Source organism: Oceanobacillus sp. M60, from assembly GCF_053839645.1.
In genome coordinates, this window is sequence record NZ_JBSSNH010000004.1 from 333,609 (window position 1) to 348,501 (window position 14,893).

The 14,893-nt window shown below is 38.4% G+C and carries 11 protein-coding genes; 2 read left to right on the forward strand and 9 right to left on the reverse strand.

Annotated elements, in window-relative coordinates:
- Positions 1-183: 183 nt before the first annotated feature.
- From ACW0TQ_RS12260 to ACW0TQ_RS12275, 4 genes are all read right to left on the reverse strand, one after another.
- Positions 184-939 carry a LytR/AlgR family response regulator transcription factor gene (locus ACW0TQ_RS12260; protein WP_332094075.1) on the reverse strand — a complete coding sequence of 252 codons (756 nt, stop codon included), beginning with the start codon at positions 937-939 and terminating at the stop codon, positions 184-186.
- The gene (locus ACW0TQ_RS12265; protein WP_193064467.1) at positions 936-2,696 is read right to left on the reverse strand and encodes a LytS/YhcK type 5TM receptor domain-containing protein; all 1,761 of its coding nucleotides are present in this window, start codon (positions 2,694-2,696) and stop codon (positions 936-938) included. The genes ACW0TQ_RS12260 and ACW0TQ_RS12265 overlap by 4 nt, the downstream gene beginning before the upstream one ends.
- Positions 2,693-4,234 carry a solute symporter family protein gene (locus tag ACW0TQ_RS12270; RefSeq protein WP_289584490.1) on the reverse strand — a complete coding sequence of 514 codons (1,542 nt, stop codon included), beginning with the start codon at positions 4,232-4,234 and terminating at the stop codon, positions 2,693-2,695. The genes ACW0TQ_RS12265 and ACW0TQ_RS12270 overlap by 4 nt, the downstream gene beginning before the upstream one ends.
- 258 nt (positions 4,235-4,492) lie before the next feature.
- Entirely contained in the window at positions 4,493-4,882 is a 390-nt protein-coding gene (locus tag ACW0TQ_RS12275; protein WP_042529060.1) for an RDD family protein, read from the reverse strand.
- Positions 4,883-5,127: 245 nt separating this feature from the next.
- Between ACW0TQ_RS12275 and ACW0TQ_RS12280 the strand changes: the two genes are divergently transcribed.
- Complete coding sequence (locus tag ACW0TQ_RS12280; protein WP_455725713.1) at positions 5,128-6,015, forward strand: fructose bisphosphate aldolase; 888 nt, start codon at positions 5,128-5,130, stop codon at positions 6,013-6,015.
- Positions 6,016-6,071: 56 nt separating this feature from the next.
- On the opposite strand, the gene ACW0TQ_RS12285 is transcribed toward ACW0TQ_RS12280, so the two are convergent.
- A complete protein-coding gene (locus ACW0TQ_RS12285) occupies positions 6,072-7,511 on the reverse strand; it encodes a YfcC family protein (RefSeq protein WP_042529056.1) in 1,440 nt (479 codons plus the stop codon).
- A 105-nt stretch (positions 7,512-7,616) separates the two neighbouring features.
- Positions 7,617-8,768: a M20 family metallopeptidase gene (locus tag ACW0TQ_RS12290; RefSeq protein ID WP_455725714.1), complete on the reverse strand. Its 1,152-nt coding sequence runs from the start codon at positions 8,766-8,768 to the stop codon at positions 7,617-7,619.
- Positions 8,769-9,063: 295 nt separating this feature from the next.
- Between ACW0TQ_RS12290 and ACW0TQ_RS12295 the strand changes: the two genes are divergently transcribed.
- Positions 9,064-9,651 carry a LysE family translocator gene (locus ACW0TQ_RS12295; protein ID WP_212929255.1) on the forward strand — a complete coding sequence of 196 codons (588 nt, stop codon included), beginning with the start codon at positions 9,064-9,066 and terminating at the stop codon, positions 9,649-9,651.
- Positions 9,652-9,836: 185 nt separating this feature from the next.
- Here the strand turns inward: ACW0TQ_RS12295 and ACW0TQ_RS12300 are convergent, their stop codons facing one another.
- Genes ACW0TQ_RS12300 through ACW0TQ_RS12310 form a run of 3 tightly spaced genes read right to left on the reverse strand, consistent with a single transcriptional unit; the run spans position 9,837 to position 14,496 of the window.
- Positions 9,837-11,744 (reverse strand): PTS fructose transporter subunit IIABC, encoded by a 1,908-nt coding sequence (locus ACW0TQ_RS12300; protein WP_289584491.1) that lies wholly within the window; start codon positions 11,742-11,744, stop codon positions 9,837-9,839.
- A 21-nt stretch (positions 11,745-11,765) separates the two neighbouring features.
- The gene (locus tag ACW0TQ_RS12305; protein WP_455725715.1) at positions 11,766-12,635 is read right to left on the reverse strand and encodes a ketose-bisphosphate aldolase; all 870 of its coding nucleotides are present in this window, start codon (positions 12,633-12,635) and stop codon (positions 11,766-11,768) included.
- A gap of 19 nt (positions 12,636-12,654) precedes the next feature.
- Positions 12,655-14,496 carry a BglG family transcription antiterminator gene (locus ACW0TQ_RS12310; RefSeq protein WP_212929258.1) on the reverse strand — a complete coding sequence of 614 codons (1,842 nt, stop codon included), beginning with the start codon at positions 14,494-14,496 and terminating at the stop codon, positions 12,655-12,657.
- Positions 14,497-14,893: the final 397 nt, after the last annotated feature.

The following is a 14,893-nucleotide window of genomic DNA, read 5'->3' on the forward strand; positions in this document are numbered from 1 at the left end:
TTCAATCCTTTTTAATCCCTTTTTGTAAACGCTTTCTAAATTATAAAGGAAGATGCTTATGTGCGTATGTATATTTGCTTCAACGGTTTAAATAAATGATTGAATGGTTGGAATCTTGTGATGAATGGTTCATTTCAAAAAAACCTTTGCTACACTTATACAGCCAGGAAAGTCTTTCCTTTCCTAGCTGCCAAATAACTCAAACAGATGCTTTCTTGCAGTCCGGCTGACGGGAATCGTTGTCTGCTTTTTATCACGTAATGTGATATTGCTAGCGCCATTAAACCATGGTGTAATTTCCTGAATATGATTTAAATTAACCAGATAACTGCGGTGCGTTCTAAAAAAAGCATGACCTTGCAGTTTCTTTTCCAGCTCCTGCAATGACATTCTGCTGTAAATTACCTTGTCCTCTGTATGAATTTCCAACACCCGATTATGCGGCATAGCATAATAAATCGCATCCGGAGACAGAACAATCGTCCGGTCATCATTGTCGATCAAAAGCTTTGCTGAGGAAGTCATCCCTTGGTTGGACGGTCCCTCCTCTTTGCTTTTCAATTGCTGCATGCGTTTGCGGAGCCGGTTCATCGCCATTTGAAACCTTTCTGTATCATATGGCTTCAGCATATAATCTACTGCCTCTATTTCAAATGCTTCCACAGCATAATCCTCGTATGCCGTAGTAAAAATAAATAACGGCGCTCTGATGTAGGCAAGCTCCATTATTTTCTTGGCTGCAGCTACACCGCGCATGCCTGGCATATGCACATCCAGAAAAATAACATCCGGTTCATACTCCTTATACAATTCAACCAGCTGTTTTCCTGTCTCGGCACTCGGCAGAAGCTTGACGTCTTTTTCCTTTTCCAATAAATAAATCAATTCTTCCCGTGCCAATTGCTCATCTTCCGCAATCATCGTATGAATTTTCATCATAAATCATCTTCCTTTCTAGTGTTCACAGCTGGAATGGTAAAATGGACCTCACTCCCGCCACCAGGTAAATTCCGCACATGCAGCCTCGATTCTTCCCCAAGCAGATTGATTAAACGCTGATTCACATTATACAAACCCGTTCCGCCATGCGGCTTCCCTGTCAGCACTTTCTCTCCTGCCTGCAGTAAAATTGAATCTGGAAACCCTTGACCATTATCCTGGACACTTATTTTTATCCATTTGCCGACCTGCTCCATCTTCACATCCACTCTTCCCCCCTCGGAAACATGTTCTAATCCATGTCTGACACTATTTTCAACAAGCGGCTGAATCGATGACGGCGGAATCAGCAGATGTGACATTTCCTCCGGCTGTATAAAATGGATTTGCATCCTCCCTGTAAAACGGGTCTGGATAATCTCGATATACGCTTTTACATGCTCTGTTTCCTTTTCCAATGGGACAAGCTGTGTTGATACAAGCTTTAAGTTAAAGCGCATAAAATGTGCCAATTGCACTGTAATATGCCGTGCTTTTTCAGGTTCCTTGCGAAATAAGGCAGCTATCATATGCAGGGTATTAAATAGAAAATGCGGATTGATTTGTGCTTGCAAATTGCTTAATTCTGCATCACGTGTATGCAGTTCAAGACGTTCTGCTTTGATTGTTTTTAATTGATTAGCAATCAATTGACCGAGACCCTCCGCCAGCATTAGCTCAACCGGACGGATATGCTGGGGTTTGCGAAAATATAATTTGATCAGCCCAATCGTTTGCTGTGCTTCCCAGATTGGAATAATAATCACAGCCTCTAATGGGCATTTTTTATGCGTACATTGAATTTCTGCTTGGGAATAAGCGACCAATATCTCTTTGGATTCTAAGGCTTGATGTGAAATTTGAGTGATTAACGGATTTCCAATTCGATGATGATCGCCTCCGAGCCCTTTATGCGCCATTACTTCTTTATCATTTGTTACGGTAACAGCAGCTAATTTCAAACGCGCATAAAATAAATCAGCAATCCCTTCTGCCTTCTTCTGAAAGGATTCTTCTTTTAAAAAAGGCAACGCCTCCTCCGCAATCGTTAATGCCTGCCTCGTTGCAAAGGCAGCTTCATTTTCCTGCTCTCTGAGGACAATTGCAATCATTGCTGTAAAAATAGCAATGGCTATACTGTTGGATAAAACCACCGGTAAACCAATCGTGTTGATCAGCTCTACCATGGTTCGATCCTGTGAATCAAAAATAAGCAATAAATGCATCAATAAAATTGGAGGAAATATTCCAATGAACAAAGCTTTTATCGGTGATATAACACGCTCCTGCGAGAAAAACCGTGCGGTAAATCCAGCAAGCAGACCGGTCAGCGGATTTACAAGACTATTAGCCATAAAACCAATCCCGCCCAGGAAAAACAAATGTGTACCAGCAATAATTCCTGCTCCCAGACCAACCGCCGGGCCCCCTAGCAGCCCCGCCATGACAATGGCAACTAAGCTGGAGCTTACCACCATCTGGTCTGCTTCCACTTCCCAGACAAAAGCATGCGTTACCGTAAAGTCACTGCCGATAACGACACCTGTTAATGTTCCGGCAATTCCAAAAATACCAAACACACACGCATGAATTCCTGCCATTTTAAAACTGAATTCGCGGTAAAGCAGCGACCGGAAGCCCGGAATGCGTGTAAGAACAAAGGCAATGACCAACAATAGACCTAAACGTTCGAATAAAACCATTGTCAAATCCATCATGAACGATTTCTCCTTCCTTCTATCCCGGTTTGGGCCTGCAGGTAGAAGGATGCAAATGGAACGGTATTTTCCTTATTCCGTGATAAAACAGCTCCCAAATACGCCCCTAAAAATCCGGCAGGAATCGCAATAATCCCTGGATTATAAAGAGGGACAACAGCCTCAGCAGCTATCCATCCGCCATCCGGATTCATCACATGCGGACCTAAGAATAAGAGTATCAGAGACACAGTCAGCCCTGAGAGCATCCCCGAGATTGCTCCTGTTTGATTGAAGCGCCGCCAGTAAATCGTGAATAAAAGGACGGGCAGATTGCTGGAAGCTGCCACGATAAATGTTAACGAAACCAAAAACGTTACATTCATATTCCGCAATCCAAGTGCAAGCAGTGTAGACAGCAGACCGATAAAAAATGCGGTCCAGCGCGCAGCACGTAGACGTTTCTTTTCCGAAGTGTTTCCTCTTTTTAAGATATGGAAATAAATATCATGAGAGAACGCAGTCGTCGCAGAGATAACCAAACCAGCTACCACAGCAACAATTGTAGTAAACGCAATGGCTGCGATAAACGCCATTAAAAAATCTCCGCCTAAGCTCTCCGCTAATAATGGCGCAGCTAAATTTCCAAATGGATCGAGTAGCACCAATTCTTCAAACCCTACCAAAGCAACAGCGCCAAGACCTAAAACGAGTGCAATTAAATAAAATGCACCAATAATCCAGCTTGCCGTTAAAAGAGATTTCCGCACTTCTACGGTATTTCTGACAGTAAATAAGCGGATTAAAATATGCGGAAGCCCGGCAGTGCCCAGTATTAACGCAAGATGTAAGGAAAGCGTTTCCAATGGATTGTTAAATAAATGCCCCGGCAATGAAAATTGATCTCCTAAGGGCGATCCAAGTGTAACCTGCTCTAAAAGATTCCGGATACTCCAGTTAAATCGCGAAAATACAATCAGTGCCAACAAAAATGTACCGGACAAAAGCAGCACTGTTTTAACAATTTGTACCCAGGAAGTAGCGAACATTCCACCGAAAACAACATAAATCGTCATTAATATTCCGATGATCAGAACGGAAGCGGAATAATTAATATCTAACAATAATCGAATCAACAGCCCGGCGGCCACTAATTGCGGAATCATATAAAAGATGGAGATAATTAAAGCTCCGACAGCCATAATTCCCCGCATTTTATAGCTTGGAAAACGTGCGCAAATAACATCTCCTAAGGAATACTTTCCCAAACGATGTACCGGCTCCGCAATAAAAAATAAAACAATTAAATAGGAAACTAAAAAACCAATCGCATACAAAAAGCCATCAAAGCCGTTAATCGCAATCGTTCCGACAATACCCAAAAAGGAAGCAGCACTGATATAATCTCCTGCAATCGCCATCCCGTTTTGCGTCCCTGTTAAACTGCCGGCAGCAATATAGAACTGATTGGTCGTTTTGCTTTGCCTCGCCGCCCAATAGGTAATAATCAGGGTGCAAATAACAATGCAGAGAAAGAAGAGCAGATAGGTAATGTTCATAGATTCACCTTCCGTTTTCAAGGTAGCTATTTCACAGAATGACTCTATTGCTAACCTGATTGGTAACGTTTCAAAATATGTAAAAATTGTTTAAATTTAATCTTTTCATTTACTATAAATTGTATATTATGCGAGAAGAGAAGTAAAGGTGTGCTTATCGGCTGATAACGTGTATTTTATTCAAATAAAAACCCAATAATATCCGCTTATTTCAAGCTTTATTATCGGGCTTTCACTCTATATTTTTTGTTCAAATAACTATACTTCCTTCATCTTGACTCCAGCCGAATGGTCATAAGGAAATTGACTGCCATCCTTTCCTTCAAACTTTTCCCGATTCTTCCAATATCCGAATGTGCCCACCGTATCACGATACGCCATCCGTTTGATAATCTGACTTCCAGTTAAATCCCCGCCGTCTGTACGCTCCAGCTTTACCCCGGCTGCCCTGTGGCCCAGCGTCTGCCCGCCGCATTTTAACTGTGCGTATTCCAATGACCACATAATCAGCGTCGGGTTGACTAAATTAAAGAATACCGGGCTCTTGATTTTCTTTTCCAATAGACTCTCTGTTGCCAAAGTAACTGTTGTGGATACGGTTAAATCAATTAGATAAGCTTTCAACCTTTTTTTCGTGATAGCCTGCATCTTAACCACCTCTTTTCTTTTTATCCTATTAAAAGACTTGGAAGGTGTCTATTTTTAACTCCATTGCTGGCCTTCAAGAAAAAATATATGTTATTTTTGATAGCGTAAAGCTCCTTCTTATGCCTTTCCTTTCACGCAAAATACTATAATCTATCATTAATTAGTGCTACAATAGAAGTTGAGAGTTACTTCAGACTATTTTTTAATAGCCGATTATTGGCTCAACTAAAAAAGGAGTGAAAGTGATGCAGCAAAATCAATTAGAAAGAATGAAAAATGACAAAGGATTTATAGCAGCACTGGATCAAAGTGGAGGAAGTACACCAAAGGCTTTGGCTGCCTATGGAATCCCGGAAAACGCCTATCAGGGCGAAGATGAAATGTTTGACCTGGTTCACGAAATGCGGACAAGAATTATTACATCACCTTCCTTTAATGCCGATCAAATTATTGGCGCGATTCTTTTTGAACAAACGATGGACCGTAAAATCGAAGGAAAGTACACCGGCGATTATCTCGCTGAGGAAAAAGGAATTGTCCCATTCTTAAAAGTCGACAAAGGCCTTGCAGAAGAAGCAGACGGCGTTCAGCTGATGAAGCCAATCGATAATTTACAAGAAACATTAGAGCGTGCCAACGATCGTCATATTTTTGGTACAAAAATGCGCTCTGTGATTAAAGAGGATAACCGGGAAGGTATTAAAAAAGTGGTCGACCAGCAATTTGAAATTGGAAAACAAATCATTGCTGCCGGACTGGTACCGATTATTGAACCGGAAGTAGACATTCACAGTCCTTCTAAAGAAGACAGCGAAGAAATTTTAAAAGCAGAGATTTTAGAGCATTTAAACCAGCTTGATTCGGATCAGTTGGTTATGCTTAAGTTATCCATTCCAACACAGAATAATTTATATAGAGAATTAATTAATCACCCGAATGTTGTCCGGGTTGTTGCATTATCTGGCGGTTATTCTACAGATGATGCAAATGCGAAGCTAAAAGACAATAAAGGACTTATTGCCAGCTTCTCCAGAGCATTAAGTCAGGATCTAAACGCAAATCAATCTCAAGAAGAATTTGATGCAGCATTGAAAAAAGCGGTTGATTCTATCTATGAAGCTTCTATTTCTTAAGAATTAAAAAAAGGTTATGAGCAGACATTTTAGTTAACTGCTCATAACCTTTTTTATTAACTCGTCCAAATAAACATATGCACGATGGTAAGAATAATCCCGCCGGCAAGATAGGATAGGAGGACCCATGGAATAATCCAGCGGAACCAAGTAGTCCATGGAATTTTAGCAATTGCCAAGGAAGCCATCAATACTCCCGATGTAGGCGTAATCGAGTTGGATATCCCATCCCCCAATTGGAAGGCCATTACCGCAGTCTGTCTGCTTACCCCGGTAAGGTCGGATAATGGTGTCATAATCGGCATGGTTAAAGCAGCCTGTCCGCTCCCTGATGGCACTAAGAAGTTTAGAATACTCTGGAATACATACATCCCTATCGCAGAAAAAGCCGTAGGAAGCTGGCTTACCAGATTGGATGCCGCAAATAGAATCGTATCAATCGTATTACTTTCCTCTAAAACAACTAAAATCCCGTAAGCAAAACCGACAACTAACGCTCCGACAATCAGCTCTTTACAGCCGTTGATAAAGGATTCGGCGATTTGATTCACACGCAGCTTGCCGACAAAACCGGCAATCACTCCCATAATTAAGAACAGCGAAGCAATCTCCAGAATAAACCAGTCAAAATAAATTACTCCGATAGCCAAAATAATAATCGTTGCTACTAATAATCCAATAATAACAGCTTGTCTGCCTGTCAGTTTTTTATATTGTCCATCTAAAGAATCATCCAAATTTCTTTGTTTATCAATCTTGTACATTAAGCTTTTCTCTGGATTTTTCTTTACTTTTTTCGCATAAATCATAACAAAAGCTATACTAAATGCAACAAAAATAATCCACATAGCAAAGCGTATCCCCATGCCAGAGAATGTCGGCAGCTCGGCAATCCCTTGTGCTACCCCGACTGTAAATGGATTCATAAAGGATGCTGTAAAACCTGCGCCAGAGCCGATAATAACCATAGCCGCTCCAGTTAAAGAATCAAAGCCTAATTTCATTGCTAACGGAACTAAAATCATAATAAATGGAATCGTTTCTTCTGACATCCCAAACGTCCCGCCGCCCAAAGCAAATAGCGTCATGATAACAGGAATCAGATATATTTCTTTATCCGCCATCTTCATTGATAGATTGGCGAGCCCTGTTTCGATTGCTTTCGTTGCATTTAAAATACCAAAAGCACCGCCCACAATAAAAATAAAGAAAATAATGTCTGCGCTTTGCGTCATTCCTTTATGTACCGTTTGAAAGACTTCAAAGAATCCAGTCGGGCTTCCTTCTGCTTCATGATATGTGTCATTAATAACAACCGTTCTTTCAGTCCCATTGACGACAGTTGTTTCCCGTTCGTATTCTCCAGCTGGAATAAAGTATGTCATTACCGCTGTAATAATAATCAGCCCAAACATGAGAGCAAAAACATGCGGAAATTCCCATTTTTTCTTCTGCTTCTGAGAGTTCTCCTCCGCCGTATTTACATTTCCGCTCATAGTAACCTCTCCTTTTGCCTGTTTTTAAAATAAAAAACAGGCAGTTTACTACTTTGTTAAAGAAATAAACTACCTGTTACAATGAGACCTTACCTCATTCTACCCTTACCGATTTTCAAATTCTTGTTTAATCGCATGTAGTAAATCTTTGTTGACTATAATATCATACCCAGTATGTGCCAAAGCCAGTACTGCATCATGAATTGCTGCTTCCCCATCTGGCGTGATTGTTTTTTCTGCAAACTCCTTCGTATGAAAAACAAGACCCGGCTCATTTAAACCGGCAAACGGATGGATCGATGGAACAACCTGACTGACATTCCCCATATCTGCTGACCCTGTCGCCGGAACAGCCGGATATACAGGATTCACACTATACGACTTCATATGCTTCGTAAATGTGTCTGACAGCGCTTGGTTTGTAATCATATTATCGTAGCTTAGCTCATAGTCGGAAATCTCTACCGAAGCGCCTGTCATCAAGCAAGCTCCTTCCGCAATATTTCTTACCTTCTCTCCAAGCTCATCCACCAGCTTCCGTTCATTGGCACGGATATAAAATTGTGCTGTAGCTTCTGCAGGTACGATGCCTGCTGCTTCTCCGCCTTTCGTGATAATGCCATGGATTCGCACATCATCCGGCACATGCTCCCGAAGCGCGTTTATCCCATTAAATAATTGAATCACAGCATCAAGAGCATTGATTCCCTGCTCCGGGGATGCCGCTGCATGGGCTGCTTTTCCTGTAAAATCAAACTGAAGGGCATCCATGGCCAGCATCGGACCGCTTTCAGAGGATACATCGGCGCCATGCACCATCATCGCGACATCAATATCTTCAAACGTCCCCTGCTCGCTCATCGGCACTTTTGCACCGCTTGTTTCCTCTGCAGGCGTGCCTAAGACAACGACCTTCCCGCCAATTTCTTCTATATGCTGACGTAGTATGACACCAGCTCCTACAGCAAACGCAGCAATTAAATTATGCCCGCAGCCATGTCCGATGCCAGGCAGCGCATCATACTCTGCCAAGTAAGCAACGGTCGGCCCCGGCTTACTGCTTGTATACTCTGCGCGAAAAGCAGTCGGGCGATCAACAATGCCTGTCTCTACTTCAAAATCATACGTCTTTAAATAATTAACCAGTAACTTCATCGATTCAAATTCTTGATCTCCCAGCTCTGGATTCTCATATAATTGATTGCTGATTTGATTCAGCTCTTCTTGGATAGCTTCATAGTTTTTCTCTAATGACATTTGCTGATAAACCTCCTCATACTGAAAAAATAATTATATCACAAATGTATTTTCATGCAAAAATATGCGTTGTTATGCATTATAACATAGTTCAAAAAGGAATGGTCGAAAAACAGAGAAATAGGCTGTTTATTTTTTATTATTTTTAAAGAGAAGCCGTGCTCTGATTATGTTTATTCAAGAAACAGTCCATAGAGGAACCTTTCCAAAATATGCAATAAAAGCCTGTATTTTTTGATTTTAATTATGTATAATAAGTTTTATTCTGACTCATTTTTAAAGGAGCTTTTCATCCATGCCTATTTTGCCTTTTCTTACATTTGTTTTTGTCAGCAGCTTTACCCCTGGTCCAAATAATTTTATGGCCATCTCTTTCGCAAACCGCTACGGATTTAGAAATACCATATCCTTTTGTATAGGGGTAGGAGCAGGCTTCTTTCTTATCGCTTTACTTTGCAGCTTTTTCAATCGGGCACTTATTGAAGTCCTGCCAGTTATTGAAACACCGTTAAAATTCGCGGGTGTATTCTATATGCTCTATTTAGCTTATAAAACATTTACCAGTTCAGGAAGCAAGCAGGAATCTTCAGCCAAAGCAGATAAAAATCTGTTTATCATTGGTACACTGATGCAATTTATAAATCCCAAAGCGATTCTCTATGGCATTGCCGTTGTGTCTACATTTCTGCTGCCCTATTACCAATCCTATTTCAGCTATATCCTATTCTGTCTTTTCTTAGGGATTGTCGGTATTTGCAGCTCAATTACCTGGAGCCTGTTTGGTTCTGTTCTTCACAATTTCTTAGACCGTTATCAGAAGGTCTTTAACATAGTTATGGGCTTATTGCTTGTATATAGTGCTTTTGCTATTTTGATAGGGTGACTATTTTCTTCAAAAAGATTAATTAAAACTTAAGAAGGAACCTTGTGCCCTCCTTATTAATTCTGTTTATTTTTTATAATATCTTTTTCAAATTTCTCCTCTGCAACATGGAAGGAAATTTTAAAAATTAAAAAAGCTAAGTAACATTTAGATTTAACGTTACTTAGCTTTTCATCTATTTACTATTAAAAGATGGAACTCATTTCTTTCCCTTTTTTCCTGTCTTCGTCCGATAAAGGTTTTTTCAAGAAACCTAAAATAAAACAGGTAATAATTGAACCTAACAGAATACATCCAATATATAATAGAGGTTTATTACTGGCTATCGGGATTACAAAAATCCCTCCATGCGGTGCTCTTAAAGAGATATCCAATGCCATACAAAGCCCCCCACCTATAGCAGCTCCAATGATATTTGCTGGTATAACTCTTAGAGGGTCTGCTGCAGCAAACGGTATTGCTCCTTCAGTTATAAAACTGGCTCCAAGTACATAACTAGCTTTTCCAGCCTCTATCTCTTGACCAGTAAATCTATTCTTAAAAATTGAAGTTGCCAGGGCAATTCCAATTGGAGGAACCATTCCACCAACCATTAATGCAGCTGAAGGCTCAAAAATATTTGCTGCAAACATTGCTAAACCAAATGCTGATGCTGTTTTATTGATAGGCCCTCCCATGTCGGAAGCCATCATTCCTGCTAATAAAGCTCCTAAAATTGCAGCATTAACTCCAGTCAATCCTCTTAACCAACCCTCTAAAAATTCATTTAATGCTGACATCGGTGTATTTAAAACGAAAAACATAAAAGCTCCGACAATTAATGTACTTAATAAAGGCACAACTAATATAGATATTAACCCTTGAAATGACTTTGGTATTTTCCTCATAGACTTAGCAATTAATTTTGCAGCGAAACCTCCTACAAAACCGGCAATCATTCCTCCAAGGAATCCTGCCTCCCCTATATTTGCCATCATTCCACCAATCATTGCAGGTGCTAATCCCAGCTTACCAGCAATACTATAGCCTATAAATCCCGCTAAAATTGGAACCATTAATGCAAAGGCTGCTTCTCCTCCAACTTGGCTAAAGAAATGTGCAATAACATTATACTGTTCACTATCCGGATCTGCGGCATAAATTCCAAACATAAAGGATATAGCTATAAATATTCCGCCAACAACAACGAATGGAATCATGTAGGAAACGCCGCTCATAATATGCTTATAAAATTGTAATCCACCCTTATCACCAGAATCTTCTGCCTTTTCTTGTACAACTTCTGCATCATTTTCACGCATTTCTTTTATATTATATGACAGCGCTTGATCAATTAACTCATCTGCATGGTTAATAGCTTTTTTTACAGTCGCATCTACATACTTCTTTTCTTTAAATATAGAAGTATCCACATTCACATCATGCGCCAATACAATAGCATCTGCATCTTGAACATCCTTCAAAGTTAATCTATTTTCAGGTCCATTGGCACCATTCGTCTGTATTTTCGCTTTCATTCCTCTTTTTCGGGCTGCTTCTTTTAACGCTTCTGCTGCCATATACGTATGTGCAATGCCCGTCATACATCCCGTAATCCCGATTAAATATTTATCGCTATCATTTTTATCTATATTTTCGCTCTTTTTTTGTTGTTCATATTCTGTTATAACTTGAATGATTTCCTCTGTAGATATTGCAACCAGCAACTTCGCCCGAAAGGTTTCATCCATCAAGAAAGTGGATAGCCTTGATAACAATTCAAGATGATCATCAGAAGCATTTTCAGGTGCAGCAATCATAAATATAAGATTCGTATGCTGACCTCCGTAATCTATCCCTTCTAGTGTTCTACCAAATATAATAGCAGGCTTTGAAATTGTTTTGCTTTTAGCATGAGGAATTGCGACACTGTATCCAACAGCTGTAGATATTTCTCCTTCTCTTTTATAGATTGCCTGTTTAAATTCTTCTGGATTACTAGTAAGGTTATTGTCAGCCAATCTTCCTACCAATTCATCAATTACTTCATTTTGATTTTTTCCATTTATATTTAAAATGATATTATCTTTCGTGAGAATATCAATAAATTTCATTACTCTCCCTCGCTCTACTATTTATTTATAATAAAGGTTCGCATGATTTGTAGAATTAAATAAATCCATTTTTTTCTTTACAACTTCTTTTGCTGCACTACGAGAGCCCGGCATAATCACATCTGGTTCATAAGCACCTTGATTACTAGTTAAGAAGTTGCGCATTTCTTGGAAAAAAGCATTTTTCATATCTGTTGAAAGATTGATTTTTGAAACACCATGTAAATACGTCTGAGAGATTTCTTCATCTTTATTGTCACTTCCCCCATGAAGAACCAAAGGAATTGCTACTTGCTGATAAATTTCTTTTAGCAATTCTAATTTTAATTCTGGTTTTCCAGCATGTTTATATTGCCCATGAGAAGTTCCAATAGCCACAGCTAACGTGTCAACTCCTGTTTCCTCGACAAATGTTTTTGCATCCTGAGGATCGGTATACAAGATTTCATCTGCTCCACCCTCTGAACTATTATCATTGGATCCAATTGTTCCTAATTCAGCCTCCACGGATACATCCACAGCATGTGCCAACTGCACCACTTCTTTTGTAATCGCTATATTATCCTCAAAAGAAGCATGAGAAGCGTCTATCATCACAGAGGTAAAGCCATTTCTAATAGCTCGCATCACATCTTGAACGGAAGCGCCGTGATCTAAATGAATAGCTATCGGTATAGAGGTGCGCTGACAAACCTCCCTAACATAAGCAGTAAATTCATCTCCTAGCAATTCTATTTCGTTAGGATGAATTTGTATGATAGCAGGTGCCTTTTTTTCCTCAGCTGCTTCTATCACTACTCTTACAAACTCACTATTAGCTACATTATAAGATCCTACTGCAAATTGATTTTCATAAGCTGTTTTTAATAAATTTTTCATATTTAATAACATTTTCATCACTCCAAGTTTTTTAAATTTGATTCCAACAATTTACGAATTCCTCTTTTGTCTTCATTTGAACAAGCTTCTTAACATCAGTTATGTTTTTCGTTTTCTGAAAGAACTCCGTAAATATATATTCATTTCTTTCTACATCATTAGAAGGTAAATAAATAATAATTAACTGAACAAATTCGCTTCCCCATTCAATTGCTTTCTGATTTATACCAATGATTACCTCCTCTTTATATTCCTGTATCTCAAAATAAGGATGCGGAATAGCTACTAAATTACCCATAGAGGTATAAGACATTTTTTCTCTTTTCATAACAGCTTCAATAAAATCTTCTCGCTGATTGCTTTTAAGCAGTTTTTGAATCACTTGATCTAGATTATTTTCGTCTATCCAATATATATTGGCACGTTCTATAATAGAATTTTGAGATTCAAGAAAAAATCGAATCTTTTTTATCTCTCCATTTTGAAGCCCGTTTTGAACCATAATAACTTCCTTTTCAGTTTTTGGAGTAAATGCTAAATCGATGCCGATATACAAACAGTTCTCATTAAAAGCATAGTCTTGAGTACATTTCTCTATTTTATAGATTTCCAATTCGTTAAAATAAGTTGCTATTTTTGATGAAAGAAGTTTTGTACGCTCGTAATTTCTGTTGTATAAAATAATTGTCTTTATTCTTTTCTTATCTTGAGATTCGAAAATATTTTGAATATGATAAGCTAAATAGGCTATTTCACTATCATGAATTTCAACATTGAATTCTTTTTCAATCTCCAATGCAATATTCGAAGCGATGCTAAATGAGAAAAAATACTCTGATTTTGTTTCCTTCACAAACGGATTATAGATAAGCAGGTTATGTGATACCGGATAAATAATTCGGTAAATATGATTTAAAATATTAGTTTTAAACTTCTTTTGAGAATAGGTTGGTACTTGGTAAACCTGCTCTATATTGAATAATATCTTTTCAATCTTTTTTACAGTATGCAGGTCTTTGTTTTCTATCCTAGGCTCTTCCAAGTCTAAGTGTAGCGACATTAAATAATTTGTTAAATAAATGCATTCATTTTCTGAAGCGATGGCATATTTGAGAATACCGTTACAAAAAGCTCTTGCCACTTCAAATTCTTTGAATTCTTTAAACTCTGTTTCCTCACTTAATTCAATAGCAGCATGGTTGCCGCGTTCTATTCGTGAAATCATAATAATCAATTGAACGGAGATCTTTTTATACATCAAAAACTCTAAGTTTAAATCAAATTTTATATTAATTTCTTCTACTAAGTTTAAAACACGTTCTATAACATCTTCATGAATCCAATCACAGAAGTTCTGTGTTAAAAAGTCTTTGTAGACCTCCTTCTTTACAGAAATAGAAGTGAAAAGTTTTTCCAATAAAACACGTTTTTGTATTTCTGTGCCGACCAACACAATACCTTTAAATACTTTTGTATCTATTGCAACATCAATTCCCAGCTTATCCATATCTATTGTTAATTTCTGAATTCTGCTTCGAATTGTTTGGGGTGAATAGAAGAATTTATCCGCAATTTCATCATAAGTAGTATAATCATCTCTATTCATTAGAAATTGGATAATTTCAAAATCCAGCAACGTCTCTTCCAAATCAGTTTCATTAACTGTCAACATGTTTATATCATCCGTTTGAAGCTTATAGCCTTCCGGGGAAGAAACAATAGAAATTTGATTAAATTTTTCATTTATCTCCTTGATATAATTTCGAATCGTTCGATCTGTTACTCCAATAGCTTCAGCGATTTTCACAGCTGGTATATACTCTTGTTCCTGAGTTGATAGAAAGTTAATTAATTGATTGTGCTTCTTACTCACCTTAATCCCAACCTTCCTATACATCTAATTTATAATATAATTTTAGTAGTCGCTATATTAGGTAAATTTCCTATAAGGGAGGAAATTTATACTGTAGGCGTTTTCATTAAAATGGATTTTGTTTGTTTTTCTCAAAATAATTTTTGCAGAAATAAGAGGATTTATCACAGGAAGAATGAAAACTTTTACAGACGAATCTTTGGTTGCTATCTAATAATTAAAAATCCTGATCCAAACCATTACCAGCCTTGCATCATCTTCTCTCTTTAGTACAATGATAGTAAGAACATACATCAGAGCGAGGAGAATGATTATGAAAAGAGCTATCCGGCTTATTTTGGGCTTCTCACTGGGAGTACTGATCTATTTTTTAATTTTTAATTAACCGCCCTTGTAC